Raw genomic sequence first — 13798 nt, forward strand, 5'->3', positions numbered from 1 at the left:
ATTTGCGTTCGGGCGAGCATAGACGGGTGGCTGAAGGCCCGTCAGTCCTGGCTAGCCACACCACTCCAACGAGACCTGCGGCGTCCAGCCGGCGCGAGGGTGAGCGAATGCGCTTCACGCCCAAACAGCAGCTCGTCCAGAGCGAGCGCCTGCACAGCGCTCCGCGACGGCCGCCAGCTCATGGTCAGGCGGCCTTGGCGTCGATGACCGCCCGCGCATAGTCGTCGATCATCCACTGCTCCTCCGGGACGCCGTACTGCGCGCCCAGGGCATCCAGCTCAAGCCGGCTTCCGGCAGCCCGCTCAACGGCAACCTGACCGTTGGCAGCGTTGTAGACCGTCACGGTGATCCCGTCGCCACGGGATTTGCGGACCCAGAAGTGGAGTACTTCGGTGTCATTCATGGCATCAGCATCACGGGCCACGTTGCCTGCCGCATCCCGAGGCGATCACCCAGGGTGGCAGTCGCACTGGCACTGGCACGGTGCCGGTGAGTTACAGGGCCAACCAGCAAAGCTGACCTGGCCCTGCTACGGTCTGCGCCGCGGCGTCAGCCCGGTGAGACAGAAGGCGGCGGACGGGCGTACCACCACCGCTGGCCGGTGCGGGGGGACGGCGGTGCCCCGGCGTGGGCCGGGGCACCTTCGTGTCTGCCCTCCACCTGTCTGGCGGGCCGGCTCGCCGCGTGCGAAGTCGTCGAGCGTGCGGACACGCGCCGCACCCTGGACGTTATGTGCGTCCGACGGGCAGCGCGCGCCGGGTTGGCCGAGCGGGTGACGGACGGTCAGTGACCGGATCTGCACGCCGAGGTCGATCGTCGGCTGCTGCCGGTGGTAGGCCTCGGGGCGCGATGGGCTCGACTGCCCGGCGGAAGGCGGTCGCCGCGGCGAAACGGTGGTGCTCCTGCGCCACCGCGTGCCTCTCGGCGAGCTGTCGCCGGGAGAGCAGTGCCCAGGCGGCGGCTCGGTTCTGTCCCCGGCCGAGCGTGGCCCGGAGCCCTCGCCCGGCCGGCGTCCTCGCCGTGGTCCGACGGACGAGACCGCGCAAGATGTGCCGCCAGTACGCCACGAATGCCGCCGGATGTGTCGGACCTGTCCGGATCCCCGGGGATTGACCACCGCCTCTTACCGACCTGTCACCATGAAGTGCGGGGACCGTGAGTCTCCTGTGACTAATGTTCAGTGCACGGAGCAGGTCGCCGGGGGAACCAAGGCGCCGCTCCCACTTAACTTTTGCGGCACAGTCCGCATGATCGAGGGGAATCAGTGCCCGTGGGCTCTCGCACCCTTGCCACCGCCGCCTCGGCAGCCCTTCTCACCGTCGGCATAGCCGCGGCGCTTCCCGCCGCTGCCAACGCGGCCGCCCCTGTCGGGCCCACGCTGCCGATCGCCCTGTCCGTCTCCGCAGACGCTCCGAGCAAGGCGCTGCAGCCTGGTGGGCCGACCGAGACCGTGACCATCAAGGCCGCCAACACCACGGCCAAGACCGCTGACATCAACCTCGAGGACGTCAGCATCTGGAGCGGCCCGCTGGCGCTGAAGCCCGGCAGCCTGTCCCTCAAGGCGACGTCCGAGGGCGCGACGCCCGCCAGCGCCTACTCCCCCTCCCAGGGAGCGCCGGACTTCGGCCTCGACGCGACGGTCTTCCCGAAGGGGCACCCGAACGGCGCCTTCACGATCCCGGCCCACACCACCTTCGAGTGGCAGGTCTCCGTCGGCGTCAGCAAGAACTGGCCGGCCAACGACGGCACGGTCGACCTCTGGGTCACCTTCGAGGAGCAGGGCAAGACCCTGCACGGCCACGGCAACTACGGGACCCAGCTCAACGTCGGCAAGGGCACCACCGGCGGCCCGGTCCTGCTCTCGCTGGCCGGTGGCACCAAGGTGGCCCCGGGCCACCCGGCTTGGGAGAAGGTGACCGTCACCAACCAGAGCGGCGCGGCCATCGCCGAGCCGCTGCGCGTCACACCCGACGCCTTCGCCTTCGGACCCGTCAACCAGGTGGACCTCGGGCTCTACGACTGGGTCGGCGCCCACGGCAACGTCAAGGCGCACTGGCAGGACGTCACCCACTCCGGCTTGGTGGTCGCCGGCGGCCTGGCGAACAACGCCTCCGCCTCCACCTGGGTCCAGCTCCGCGTGGTCTCCTACAAGGCGAACGCGGCTTCGGAGGCCGGTGCACTCCTCGTCTCCAGCCCCGACCTCATGCCCACCACGCAGGACCAGGCGCGCGAGAGCCTGACCGTCCTGCGCTGACGTCGACCACGCGGTAGCACGAACCGACGAGAAGCCCGGTCCTGAGGGGCCGGGCTCCTCGTCGAGCCGCCGCTGGGAATTGGGAATGAAGTGCTGCGCGTCGCCGGGGAAGGGTGGCGCACCGACGGCAAACGGGAGATCGAAGAGGTCTTCGCGGTCACAGGGCAGTTGAACCGCATGCGGATCAGCGGCCGAATCCGCGGACGCAGCACAGCGGTTGAGGCCCGAGCCTGGCGGGCCGCAGTTCGGTGCCCGGCCACGGCATCTCACACGTTGCTGTGGTGACTTCGGCGCCGCCGGCCACCGGACCGCGCTGCGTCCTCCTGTGGTCACAGCCGCTCTCCGAGAGCCGATGTCCGGTCAGTGGCAGTGGCGCCCTGGGGGTTGCCGCGTCGCCCGCTTGGAAGACCGGCTCGACTACAGGGATCCTCTGATCCTGGTCGGAGCTCCGTCCGGGGCGAACGAGTCGTGGAAGGTGAAGGCGTGCGGCGCGGAGGCGTGGCCGTGGAGGTGCTCCAGCCTGGAAACCCCGTCCCGCCAGGTGGGTATCACGTCGTCGGAGACCCACCAGCACACGTAATTTGGATGCCCTGTCCTCTCGAACCAGTCGTAACGCCTGTTCAGCGCCTCACGGTGCAGACCGGTGTAGACGGCGTCGAAGGCGGGGCGCAGGTCGGTCCAGAGTGAGAGGGTCGCGGCCAGGGCGGTGGTTTCCACCGTACGGCCCTTGCCGTACCAAGTCGGTACGGCGAACTCTCCCCATGCACCCCAGTCCGCCTCGAAGAGCATGCCCTGGTCACCGTCTGCCGCTTCAGCGCGAGCGAGGTACCCGGGGTGCTGGCTGATCTTCCGGTAGACGGCCTCGCCCGTGTCGTAGAACTCGCGCGTGAGAGGTCCGGGATCGGCGAGCGGTGACTTCAAGACGCCGAATGTGTACAGCGCAAGATGGGACATGCGTCGCTCCCTGGTTGGGGGTGCCTGGTGTGGACCCGGTTCGGCGGCTTACGCACGGGGCGAGGATTCGTGGAGCGTGACCAACTCATCCCGTCGCGGGCGGCTCAGCCTGAAGGAACTCCTGTGCGATCGTGGGCGATCGCCGAAGACCAGGTGAAGGTAGCTGCCTCAGCGAGCCATGTCGAAGTTGCGTTTTCGCTGTCCAAGTGGCCTCTTGCCACCGGCCGTTGCTGGGGCTGGGACTGGGGCAAGATGGTGACAGGCGGGGCAGCCTGCGGGTGCTGGGCTCGGGCCTGGTGGAGGCGCTGGCCGGGATCCACCGGGCGGGCCTGATCCACCGTGACCTCAAGCCCTCCAACATCCTGCTCGCCGCCGACGGCCCGCGAGTCATCGACTTCGGGATCAGCCGGGCCGTCGGCAGCCCCTCACTCACCGCCGAGGGCCAACTCGTGGGCTTTCCGGGCTAAATGTCGCCCGAGCACACCACCGGGTCCGAACTCACCCCGGCCAGCGACGTGTTCGCACTCGGTGCGGTGCTCGCGTACGCCGCGACCGACCGCCCGCCGTACGGCACCGGACGGGTGCACGCGCTGTTGTACCGCACCGCCCACGAGGACCCCGACCTGGTCGGCGTGCCCGACGGCCTGTCCGGTTCCAACTGCCCGCCTGACGCCCGGCTCCGTCGTACCGTCCCGTGAACACGGGACAGTCCTGTCCGTGCCGGGTGCAGATCCACGTCGTCGGGCACGCGGGCGAGGATGCTGCGTCGACGCCACGCTCAGGTCGTGTCGCGCTTCGCTTTTCGCCCAGCCAACGGCAGGAGGGTTTGCTCGTCGCGGCTCTCCGGGGTGAAGGCGTCACGGCGGGCGAGGGTCACCGACAGAGGCAGGCCCAGCCGCTCGGCCGCGCGTCGCCGGACGCGGACCTGCGCTTGGGTCCGGGGCCGGAACGAGGGGAGCCGCGAGCAGCCGCAGCCCGGGCGGTGATCGTAGGTCAGCCCTTCCGCGAGCACCGTCGCAACGACGGACCATGCCTTCGTGTCGCGTCGCCGAGGCGCGGCGAAGTCGTAGCCGGCGAAGACGAGTTGTTCACGACAGCCGGGACAGACGCGCTTCCGGACCGGCCACGTGCTGCCCTTGAAGGCGAGCCGGCACCCGACGCACACATAGTGCCGGAAGGCGCCGTTGAACGCGTGGTAGCACATGGTCCAACAGGCTACGCGTCGTCCGCGGCGGGCCAAAGCGGTTTCGTGGTGCCCGATCTGGGCTGTCAGCCGCCCTGTCGGCCGCTGTAGCGTGTCCGGCTCCGCTCGGTGCCGCCGGGATTGCCGCAGCGGCCCTGGCGGCGACGGGCGGGGCCCGTTACCCGCCACTGTGCTGCTCTGAGGGGGCGCCGATCGGCCGCCCCCTCCGCCTTGGCCTGGACGAGTAGGTCCGAACTGATCAGTGGTCGAGCCCGAGTGACCGGCCGACCGAGCGCGTGGCGGGGCCCGCTGTCCGCCGGCGCGACTGCGCTCATTGCGGGAAGTGGTGCGGCAGCTCCGCGGTGAGCGCGGCCGCGGCAGGGGAGAGCCAGCGTCGGCGGTGGCGGGCCAGTTGGACGGCGACGTCGGGGAACTGCGGCCCGGGCACCTGCGTCAGGCGGCCCCCCTCGAGCGCGTCCGCGACATTGGCGCGGGCCAGCAGGCTGAGGCCGAGGCCCGCGGCCACGCAGGACCTGGCCGCCTCCAGACTGCCGAAGCGCGTGATCCGGGGCGGCGCGTCCTTGGCGGCGGCGAGCAGCCGCTCGATGAAGCGGTCGCTGTACGAGCAGCCCTGCTCGTGCAGGAAGTAGTCCTCGCGGGCCAGGTCCGCCCAGTCGGTGGCGCTCCGGGCGGCGGCGGGGTGCTCTGGGGAGCAGACGAGCACCAGGGGCTCGTGGGCCAGTTGCGTGCACTCGATGTCGCGGAAAGCCGCCTCGTCTTCCAGCAGTAGGGCCAGGTCCAGTTCGCCGGTGCGGAGCGCCGCGACGGCGGTGGCGGTCCCCATGGTGCGCAGGTCCACCTCGACCCCGGGGTGCCTTCGCCGCAGCGCGGCGATGACCCCCGGCAGTCGCGCCGACACCAGCGTCTCCCCGGCCGAGAGCACCACGCGTCCGGTCACCCGACCGTCCGCGCCACCGGCCGAGGCGGCGACCGCCCGCAGCCGGGACTCGGCCTCCAGCACTTCCTCGGCCTGCGCCAGCACCTCGCGTCCGGCGCCGGTGAGCACCACCCCGCGCGGCAGCCGGTCGAACAGGCGCAGGTCGAGCTCCTTCTCCAGCGCCTGTACCTGGGCCGTCACGGTGGACTGGACGAGGTGCAGGCGCTCCGCGGCGGCGGTCAGGTTCTCGGTCCGGGCGACGGTGGCGAAGGTGCGCAGCAGGCGGGTGTCCATGCCGCCGACGATAGCGCCAGCAGCCATCGCTGAAGCCGATGGGATGGATCGGGATCCATCGTTTGTCCGGATGTCTGAGCGGTGCCACGGTAGGGGCATGAGCCTGAAGACACGCCCCGAGATCCTGCGCTACACCGCCTTCACGACCGACCCCGCCGGCGGCAACCCGGCCGGCGTCGTGCTCGACGCGACCAAGATGGACGATGCCGCCATGCTCGCGACCGCCGCCGGAGTCGGCTACTCGGAGACCGCGTTCGTCACCGCAGCGGATCAGGCCGCACGTCGGTTCCGGCTGCGCTACTTCAGCCCGCTTGCGGAGGTCGCCTTCTGCGGTCACGCGACCGTCGCGACCGCGGTGGCGACGGCCGAGCGGATCGGCCCTGGCCCGCTCGTGTTCGACACGCCGGTGGGTGAGATCGCCCTGGACACCTCGGCAGAGCCAGGAGGCCCCGTGACGGCGACCCTCACCAGCGTCCCCACCCGCTCCCGACCGGCGAGCGACGCGGAGGTGGATGCCTCCCTTGCGGCCCTGCACTGGTCCCCGGAGGACCTTGACCCGGCGCTGCCGCCGCACGTCGCTTTCGGCGGAAACGAGCACCTGGTCCTGGCCGCGGCCACCCGCGAGCGTCTCGCGGCCCTCGACTACGACTTCGATGCCCTGGCTGAGGTGATGCACCGTCACGGCTGGACCACGCTCCAACTGGTCTGGCGTGAGGCTCCGGAGCTCTTCCACGCCCGCGATCCCTTCCCGATCGGCGGTGTCGTCGAGGATCCGGCCACCGGCGCCGCGGCCGCCGCCTTCGGCGGCTACCTGCGCACACTGGGCGCCCTCCCGCCCTCCGGTGCCCTCACCATCCGCCAGGGGGAGGATCTCGGCCGCCCCAGCCTGCTCCGGGTCGAGGCCTCCACCACGGACCCGCGCGTGCGAGTGAGCGGGCACGCGGTGGCAATCGAGGGCGCAAGCACCAGCACCGGCAAGGAAGAGGCCTGAGCGAACCGGTGGCGCTGCACGCAACGTTCGCGTGACAGAGGCCGGTTGGGCTTGATCTGGCCGCTGTCATTCCGCGACCGGGTAGAAGGGCCCGCTGCACCACCGTTCTACGAGCACATCGCGGTCGCCGACGCGGTCCGGATCGTCGCCCTCACCGAGCACAACTCCGCCGTCCTGGTGGAGGACGAGTTCTACCTTCCAGGTCGCCGATTGCTCCACGTGCCCGGCGGCGGATCGAGCCGGGGGAGGACCCGCAGGCCGCGCCCATCGCGAGCCTGAGGAAGAGACCGGCCGGCGGGCCGGCGGCCTTGAGCAGCTCGGGGTGGTCTACCCGATGGCGAGCGCCACAGCCGCGACCACCCACTTCTACCTCGCCCGCGACCTGGCAGCTGGCCGGACTACCCGCGACGCTGCGGAGGCATGGATGAGGGTGCGTACCGTCCCGTTGCGCGAGGCGGTGTCGCTGGTGCGCTCCGGGGTCATCAGCGACGCCGGGTCGGTGGCCGCGCTGCTGCTGGCCGACCAGACGACGACTCCTTGACCAGGAGCCGGTGCCCCTCGGCTGACGTGAGCCCGTGGTGCCTTGGTCAACGCGAAGTCCAGCTGCAGTCAGTGGGTGCCCGTAGCGTCGTTCCAGCGCACCCAGCCCGTGCGGGCCACAACCACGCACGACGGTCCGGCGGCTTCGGATGTAAGCGGAGCTGTCGGCCCGACTTCCTACGTCCCTATTTCCGCGGCGTGGGCCGACTGCCACGATGACGAGACCAGTAGCCACACGGGACGGGGGAGCGAACATGCCCAATTGGGGCGGCGGAGGCGCCAATAGCGGCGACGACGCGGACAACAACCCAGAGCCTGACGCCGAGCAGGCCCAGGAGCAGCCAACCGCCGAGGAGCAGGCAGCCGTGGGAGAGCCGGCGCTGGACCGCGGCATCACCGACCCCTCGGAGATCAGCGGCTGAACCGGCAAGCACAGCACGACAGGCCGGGCCGGCTTCGACACACGGCAGCAGGTCCGGCCTGACTCATGCGCCGGTCGCCTCCTTCCGTGAACGGTGACCTGGCCGTCCCGTTCCCGCGATTGACCCGGTAGCGGGGCGCGCTTGCGGGCAGAGGCGACTCAGTGGTCCGGGAGGGTGTACGCGGCGCGGATGCCGCCGTAGACGGGGAGTTCGCCCCTCTCGTCGTTTCCACTCAATGCTGCGAGTTCCCGTCCCGACTTCCCCTGTCTGCGATGGGCTCGGCGGATCCTCTCGGACAGCACCTCACGCGACCTGTTCACCGGCAGTCTCCTTGCCCCGGACCGTGATCAACACGCACAGCGTGACGGCCGAACGGCTGACACCGCCCGGTTACTCCGAAACCACCGTGGTCTTGCGGTCCCGGTGGACGTGGAGGTTGTCCGCGCTGTGCAGCGTCACGTAGTCGCCGTAGTCGCTGTACAGGTCGACGATCCCCAGTCGTCCCCATCGCTGACGAGTTCTCCGCGCCGGCGTAGGGCGCGCAGGTCGGGCGGCGACTTGGGCCAGGCGGAGGTCATCGGGGTCGTTGCTGGCGGTGTCTCAGGTGGCGTGTGCCGGGGTGGTGTTGGGTGGGTGTCGGTACGCCCGCGCACAGCGGCAACGGGATTTGCTGGAGATACGGCACCGCACCTCTGCCCCGTCATCCCGTCATCGCGTATTGAGGACCAGCACATGGACGACAAGGACCCTGCTGACGTCGAGAGCCCATACGCGACTTATCTGCACGTGCCGCAGCTTCTCGCGTTGCAGCACCCGCAGACCCGGGCTTCACGCGGTGCGCAGTGGCGCGATGAGCACCTCTTCATCGTGGTGCATCAGGCATCCGAGCTTCTTCTTGCCCACGCCCTGGTCGAGCTGCGGCAGATCCGACGCCCGTCGGGGAGCACACCCGACGACAGTGTCCAGGTCGCACTCCAGCGGGTGCATGACCTGCTGCGCCAGCTCGAAGGCCTGCTCACGTTGCTCGACACGCTGACCGCGAAGGGTTTTGCCGCCTTCCGCCCGCTGCTCGGTGAGGCCAGCGGCGGACAGTCCGTGCAGTTCGCCGAGCTGTTCCACCACATTGCCCAGCCCGGATGCGGCGCACCCGCACCGCTTGCGGACGCACGAGAGATGAACGCACGAGTGACCGCGTGCGTGAGGCGGCGAAGAGCTGGAAAGAGCGGCACCTGCGGCTGGTGGAACGGATGATCGCAAACCAGCCCGGTACCGACGGCACGGCCGGAGTCGCCTATCTCCGCTCACGCATCCGCACTCCGCAGGCATCGTGAAGGCGCCGACCGGTGGCCTCCATCGCCTGCACATTCTGCACGGAAAGCGGAAAGCGGAAAGCGGAAAGCGGATACGGGTGACCGTGACCGGCTACGGGGATGGGCCCGTCACCGTGCAGGTCGGCCAGGAGGTGCCGGTGGGCCGCGTTGTGCTGCCTCTCCGTCTGCTCCAGGCCGGGGCCGTCGATCACGTCGGGCAGAGCCAGGCACTCGCGCCCGCGGTCGTGACCTGAGTTCTCGGGGGGTCAGTTGCCCCAGCCGGTGTCGCCGTTCGGGTTCGCGTGGGTGAAGCAGAAGACGCACGCCGGCTTGACGTGGCCGGCAACCGTGGTGGCCTCGGCAGGCATTGCCAGGCTGACGGCCGTCGCCGCCGTGCTGCCGGCGATCGCGAGAGCAGCCGCGGTGAGGGCGATGGCGTGTCGGGCCTTTGCGAGCTTCAGCATGGCAGTGTTCTCCCGTAGTCGTGCCCTGGCGAGGGCAGTTGATGGCTGGTGTGACGTTGAACTGCCGCGTGGGCCAGCCCTGCGTGAGGCGGCACGTCCAGCCTGCGTCACGAGCCGGGTGAGGTCACGTTTCCCGTACGTATCCGTACAGCCCGCTCGGCGGATGGGCAGAGAGATTCCCGGCCCCGCGGCAGCGCCCCGCAGGCGCGAAGGTCCAGAACCACGTCAGGCGGATGCCCAGTCGACCCCTGCTCCCCACATGCGCTGTCCCGGTGGCTCACCCCGTGCAACAACGGCGGTCGGACCGCCTGCTCCCGCCTGCCGACACCGTTACCAGTAGCTCGCCTCGCCGTCAGGAGTCCGCGTGCAGGAGAGCGCAGGTGAAGTCCTCCTCGACGGCTCGCATCTTGGCGAACACGGCCGGGCTGCTGGCCGGTGTGATCTGGGCGTTCACGGAGAACGTCATGGAACGGCTGCCGTCCGGTGTGGCGACGGCGAGCTGTGTGTATCCCGGCGTGTTTCCGGTGTGGCCGTAGACCACGCCGCAGCGGGTGGCGTAGCGGAAGATCGCCAGTCCGGCCTCATTGCGTCCGGGCCCGGGCGGCTCGGAGTTCCCGTCGATGAACATCCGCTGCTGCCGACGGACCGACGGCGAGACGAGGTGCCCGGCGGCGTAGGCGGCGACGAAGGTTGCCAGGTCCCGTGGCGTCGACACGACGCCGCCGGAGGCCCAGACGCCGGAGTTGCCGAACAGGGTGCTGACGTCCTCCGGCCCGGTCGCTGTCACCGCGTAGCCGTGCAGGTAGGGCCTCGGCAGGGTGAAGCCGGCCGGCAGGCTGGTGTCGTCGAGCTCGAGCGGTTCGTAGACCAGCTCGTCCAGCAGCGTCTCGTACCGCTGGTGCGTCACGGCCTCGGCCATCAGTGCCACCGCGATGTTGTCGGAGTTCGAGTACGCATAGCGGCTGCCGGGAGTGAAATTCAAAGGCTTGTCGGCGACGAACTGCAGCAGGCGTCGTGAGTCGAACCGGTGGTGCGGATCCTTCCTCAGGATGTTCCCGAATGCTGGCGCCCGGCTGAAGTCCGGCAGCCCGCTGGTGTGTTGCAGCAGCTGGCGCAACGTCACCCTGCCCCAGTCCGCAGGGAGATCCGGCAGGCGCTTGGAGATCGTGTCGTCGAGGCTCAGCAGCCCGCAGCTGACGAGGCGCAGCGCCACCGCGCCGCTGAAGGCCTTCGCGACGCTCGCGATCCTCATGTGGTCGCCCGCCCGGGGCAGCCGCCCGCTCTCCACATCGGAGGTTCCGGTGCGCACGACGATGGTCCGTTCGTCGCTGCGGAGCACGACGATGGCCCCGGGCGGGCCGCCGGCTTCGCGGACCAGCCCGTCCAACAGCCCCTGCAGGCGTCGGTCCTCTCCGGAACCCTCGACGGGGGCGGGCGCGGCCGCCGTCAGGGCAATGGAGAGGGCCGTCATTGCGGCGATCGCGACGGATCGCTTTGCGGTGACCTGCATGGCACTCCTGCCTTCAGGGGGACCCGGCAGCGAGGCGGGCCGGCATGCGGGATTCGGCTCTCAACGTCACCAGGGACGCAGGTGCCAAAACATCTGCGGGTTCGGGTCACCCAAGTGCGGTCCCGCTGGGCAACCGGCCTGATGCTGTGTCTCGTGTCGGCCGCGGCGGGGCTGGCGACGCGATGGGCAGTCAGTCGCCCGTGGTGTCCAGGCGCCCGGCGAGGAAGGCGATGCTCAGACGGACGTGCCCTGCTCCTTCTGGCTGGTGCCCGGCCTGATCCAGACCCGGCGCCTACACCGCCGCCGCCCTCCAAGCGATCCAGCAGCGCCGGGGGCTCGTGGACGACGTCGACCGGCCCGTCGCCGCCCGCATCGGGCGGCGACGCGTCCTCCACGAAGGCGACCGCCGCTTCGCGTTCCTCATGGAGGAGTCCGTCCTGCGTGGCGGCATCGGCGGCCGGGAGGTCATGGCCGGGCAGTTGGGACGCCTCATCGCGATCGGTTCCCCGCCTCCTCGGGCCGGGGAACCTGTCCGACGAAGGAGCCGCTGTCGGTCAGGAGGAACTGGCGCAGTGCCGTTCAGCGGGTGGAGCAGCCGTTCCAGATCGTGGCCATTGGGCTGGGGATCTGGCTGAGGCAGCCGCCGGTGTCGGGGAAGCCGCCGGTGCCGAGGTAGGTCCAGGTGCCGGCGGAGCTCAGGCGGAAGTACTTCCGGGAGCTGCCCTCGTCCTGGAGGGCTACCTGCTCGTTCGTGGTCGCGTCGGCGGTCGGGGTGAACCTTGTCTCCGCGTACATGACGCCTCCGCACCCGCCGTAGAGAAAGCCGCCGGCCCGGGGCTGGATGTGGTCCAGGTGGGCCACCGCCCCGTAGGCCTGGGTGACCGCTGTTTTGACGGCAGCGGTGGCCACCAGGTTCTCGCAGACTGCGGCGGTGGGGGACGGGGTCGCCGTCATGGAGGCGGTCGCGGTCGCAGAGGAGGTTGCGGAGACGGTTGCGGAGGTGGTCGCGGAGGCATGCGCGGACGCGGACGGGCTCGGCGCTGCGGCGACCGCGGAGGTGGTGGCGGAGGCGCCTGCGGCGGGACCGGAAGAACGGCAGGCACTGAGTGCCATCGCGGCGGAGACGGCGAGGGTCGCGGCGGCTGCGCGACGCGTAGCGGGATGCATGATCGGTTTCCTTCGGGACGAGCTGGTGACAGGGCTTCAGCGGCATTGCGACTACATCCCGGGCACCTCCGCTTCGGCCAGGACCATGCCTTGGGCGTCGTAGACGGTGATCTGTATCTCAGAACCGTGTTCCGGGGGTTGCGGCCCCGTGGGCAGCCAGAGGAACCCGGTCGCGTAGCCGGGGTGCCCGGCGAGGGTCACGACGGTGGCGCGGTAGGTCCTGCCGTGGACCGCGACGGTCATCCGGGCCGCGTCGCCCGGGCCGAGGTACAACGGCGCGTAGAGCGTTCCGGAGCTGTCCGCGGCTTCCCGCGCACTCACCGAGCCCTGCGGCTGGTTCCCGTCGGTGATGGTGTTGCAGCTATAGGCGCGGGTCGCGTACGGCCCCAGAGCCTCGCATGCCTCAGCGGCCGTCAGCCGCATCCAGATCTGGTGGCCGAAGTCCAGGTCCCGGTCGGCCGGGACCACCCGCACTGCTGGCCACGGGACCGCCGCGACCGACGCCGACGCCGAGGGGCGGGCCGAAGTCGAGGAAGCCTGCGACACCGCAGACGCGGCGACTACGCGTCCTGCCTGTGCGCCGCCTGAAGTAACGGCCAGCGCCACGCCCACAGCCGCGACTGCGACCGCCGCCGCGAACGCCCTGCGGACCCGCCGCCGCCTGGCTCCGCGCTCGTGGATCGCCGCGGCCGGGCCCGCCCAGTGCGGCGGGCGGTACCCCAGCGCCTCGTCCGCCAGTGCGCGGCGCACCATGTCCTCGTCCTGGTGGATCGTCACTGCTCCTCCATCGATCCCGACGCCGCGTACCCGGCCAGTGCCTGGTGGTTCCGCAGCTTCGCCAGACCTCTACTGGCCTGGCTCTTGACGTTCCCAGTGGTGCAACCCAGGACGTCGGCAACCTGCCGCTCGCTGAGGTCCTCCCAGTAGCGCAACACCACCACCGCCCGTTGCCGCGGCGGCAGTTCATCCAGCGCCCGGAGCAGCGCGGACCGCTGCTCCACCTGCGCCATGGCGGACGGCTGGGCCCGCTCGGGCACCCAGGGCATCAACAACTGCCGGGCGCGGCGCCGGCGCTGTCGACTGAAGCCGTTGTTCACCATGGCTCGGTGCAGGTAGGCGTTCGGTGCGTCCAGCCGCCTGATCCTGGCCCAGTGCGGGTAGACCTTCGCCAGCGTGACCTGCACCAGGTCCTCGGCCTCGTGATGGTCGCCCGTCAGCAGGTACGCGGTACGCGTCAGCCGCTGCCAGTGCGCCGCTACGAAGGCGTCGAAGTCGACCTCAGCCAGCCCCTCCCGCGTTTCGGCACCCCCCACGATCACCGTCACCGCCACCACGGACTGCCCTCCCCGCTCCACGGAGCCGCACCAGCGACGGCCCTCACCCTCCTTCACCACGCGGGGGCTGCAGAAGTTGCACGAGAACCGAAGACAAGCCAGAACATTCAGCACGGGTAGCCGTCGATGTCGGGCCGCTCCATGAGGATGGCAGGTGTTGACGTCTCGTCTGAGCAAGTCTTCGGCTTTGGTGAGCGGCGTTCCGTGGTGAACGGGCCCGATCCGGGCCCGGAACCTCGGAGACACCTGTGGCCCCGCCAGCTCTGAGCGCTCGGCCATGGCTGAGGCGGTCTTGGAGCGCCAGGCCCCGACGTCAGCTTCCGGCGCGAGGTCCTCGCCGGCCCGAAGGCGCCCCCGTGCAGGCGCCCGTCAGCCAGGCAGGGATCGAACTGCGGCGGTCCGGCCTGCGACACAGGGCCTGTCAGGTCGGTCAGCATA

16 protein-coding genes and 2 pseudogenes are annotated in these 13798 nt (G+C 70.5%); 8 read left to right on the forward strand and 10 right to left on the reverse strand.

The genetic code is table 11. The features are described 5' to 3' along the window. Positions 1 to 184: 184 nt before the first annotated feature. The gene (locus ABH928_RS31860; RefSeq protein ID WP_370072145.1) at positions 185 to 403 is read right to left on the reverse strand and encodes a hypothetical protein; all 219 of its coding nucleotides are present in this window, start codon (positions 401 to 403) and stop codon (positions 185 to 187) included. A gap of 867 nt (positions 404 to 1270) precedes the next feature. Here ABH928_RS31860 and ABH928_RS31865 point away from each other — a divergent pair. Then, positions 1271 to 2254 carry a hypothetical protein gene (locus tag ABH928_RS31865; protein WP_370072146.1) on the forward strand — a complete coding sequence of 328 codons (984 nt, stop codon included), beginning with the start codon at positions 1271 to 1273 and terminating at the stop codon, positions 2252 to 2254. A gap of 417 nt (positions 2255 to 2671) precedes the next feature. Here ABH928_RS31865 and ABH928_RS31870 read toward each other — a convergent pair whose 3' ends face one another. Then, a complete protein-coding gene (locus ABH928_RS31870; RefSeq protein WP_370072147.1) occupies positions 2672 to 3208 on the reverse strand; it encodes a DUF3291 domain-containing protein in 537 nt (178 codons plus the stop codon). Between the two features lie 272 nt (positions 3209 to 3480). Between ABH928_RS31870 and ABH928_RS31875 the strand changes: the two are divergent. Next, positions 3481 to 3855, forward strand: a pseudogene (locus tag ABH928_RS31875) (protein kinase); the annotation flags it as partial. Between the two features lie 131 nt (positions 3856 to 3986). On the opposite strand, the gene ABH928_RS31880 reads toward ABH928_RS31875, so the two are convergent. Both ABH928_RS31880 and ABH928_RS31885 read right to left on the reverse strand, forming a co-directional pair. Continuing rightward, positions 3987 to 4412, reverse strand: a complete 426-nt coding sequence (locus ABH928_RS31880) for a hypothetical protein (RefSeq protein WP_370072148.1) — start codon at positions 4410 to 4412, stop codon at positions 3987 to 3989. 310 nt (positions 4413 to 4722) lie between these two features. Beyond that, positions 4723 to 5622, reverse strand: a complete 900-nt coding sequence (locus ABH928_RS31885; protein WP_370072215.1) for a LysR family transcriptional regulator — start codon at positions 5620 to 5622, stop codon at positions 4723 to 4725. 97 nt (positions 5623 to 5719) lie between these two features. On the opposite strand from ABH928_RS31885, the gene ABH928_RS31890 reads away from it, so the two are divergent. From ABH928_RS31890 to ABH928_RS31900, 3 genes are all read left to right on the forward strand, one after another. Continuing rightward, the gene (locus ABH928_RS31890) at positions 5720 to 6613 is read left to right on the forward strand and encodes a PhzF family phenazine biosynthesis isomerase (protein WP_370072149.1); all 894 of its coding nucleotides are present in this window, start codon (positions 5720 to 5722) and stop codon (positions 6611 to 6613) included. A gap of 334 nt (positions 6614 to 6947) precedes the next feature. Further along, entirely contained in the window at positions 6948 to 7154 is a 207-nt protein-coding gene (locus ABH928_RS31895; RefSeq protein ID WP_370072150.1) for a hypothetical protein, read from the forward strand. Positions 7155 to 7407: 253 nt separating this feature from the next. Beyond that, positions 7408 to 7575 (forward strand): hypothetical protein, encoded by a 168-nt coding sequence (locus ABH928_RS31900; RefSeq protein WP_370072151.1) that lies wholly within the window; start codon positions 7408 to 7410, stop codon positions 7573 to 7575. A 158-nt stretch (positions 7576 to 7733) separates the two neighbouring features. Here the strand turns inward: ABH928_RS31900 and ABH928_RS31905 are convergent, their stop codons facing one another. Then, entirely contained in the window at positions 7734 to 7895 is a 162-nt protein-coding gene (locus ABH928_RS31905) for a hypothetical protein (RefSeq protein ID WP_370072152.1), read from the reverse strand. Between the two features lie 412 nt (positions 7896 to 8307). On the opposite strand from ABH928_RS31905, the gene ABH928_RS31910 reads away from it, so the two are divergent. Then, positions 8308 to 8826: a tryptophan 2,3-dioxygenase family protein gene (locus ABH928_RS31910; protein WP_370072154.1), complete on the forward strand. Its 519-nt coding sequence runs from the start codon at positions 8308 to 8310 to the stop codon at positions 8824 to 8826. A gap of 76 nt (positions 8827 to 8902) precedes the next feature. Next, a complete protein-coding gene (locus tag ABH928_RS31915) occupies positions 8903 to 9139 on the forward strand; it encodes a hypothetical protein (protein ID WP_370072155.1) in 237 nt (78 codons plus the stop codon). 12 nt (positions 9140 to 9151) lie between these two features. Here the strand turns inward: ABH928_RS31915 and ABH928_RS31920 are convergent, their stop codons facing one another. Together ABH928_RS31920 and ABH928_RS31925 are read right to left on the reverse strand one after the other, a co-directional pair. Further along, a complete protein-coding gene (locus ABH928_RS31920; protein ID WP_370072157.1) occupies positions 9152 to 9349 on the reverse strand; it encodes a hypothetical protein in 198 nt (65 codons plus the stop codon). Between the two features lie 352 nt (positions 9350 to 9701). Then, positions 9702 to 10859 carry a serine hydrolase domain-containing protein gene (locus ABH928_RS31925; protein ID WP_370072158.1) on the reverse strand — a complete coding sequence of 386 codons (1158 nt, stop codon included), beginning with the start codon at positions 10857 to 10859 and terminating at the stop codon, positions 9702 to 9704. Positions 10860 to 11112: 253 nt separating this feature from the next. Here ABH928_RS31925 and ABH928_RS31930 point away from each other — a divergent pair. Then, positions 11113 to 11371 (forward strand): annotated as a pseudogene (locus ABH928_RS31930) (Scr1 family TA system antitoxin-like transcriptional regulator); the annotation flags it as partial. 67 nt (positions 11372 to 11438) lie between these two features. Here the strand turns inward: ABH928_RS31930 and ABH928_RS31935 are convergent. From ABH928_RS31935 to ABH928_RS31945, 3 genes are read right to left on the reverse strand one after another with little or no spacing between them, the layout of a single operon-like run. Beyond that, complete coding sequence (locus tag ABH928_RS31935) at positions 11439 to 12026, reverse strand: hypothetical protein (protein ID WP_370072159.1); 588 nt, start codon at positions 12024 to 12026, stop codon at positions 11439 to 11441. Between the two features lie 51 nt (positions 12027 to 12077). Then, positions 12078 to 12803, reverse strand: coding sequence for a hypothetical protein (locus tag ABH928_RS31940; protein ID WP_370072160.1), 726 nt, complete (start codon positions 12801 to 12803; stop codon positions 12078 to 12080). Next, positions 12800 to 13312 (reverse strand): SigE family RNA polymerase sigma factor, encoded by a 513-nt coding sequence (locus tag ABH928_RS31945; protein ID WP_370072216.1) that lies wholly within the window; start codon positions 13310 to 13312, stop codon positions 12800 to 12802. Before ABH928_RS31945 ends, ABH928_RS31940 begins: the two co-directional genes overlap by 4 nt. Between the last annotated feature and the right edge of the window lie 486 nt (positions 13313 to 13798).

Origin of the sequence: Streptacidiphilus sp. MAP5-3 (genome assembly GCF_041262505.1) — a bacterium.
Taxonomy (GTDB): domain Bacteria; phylum Actinomycetota; class Actinomycetes; order Streptomycetales; family Streptomycetaceae; genus Streptacidiphilus.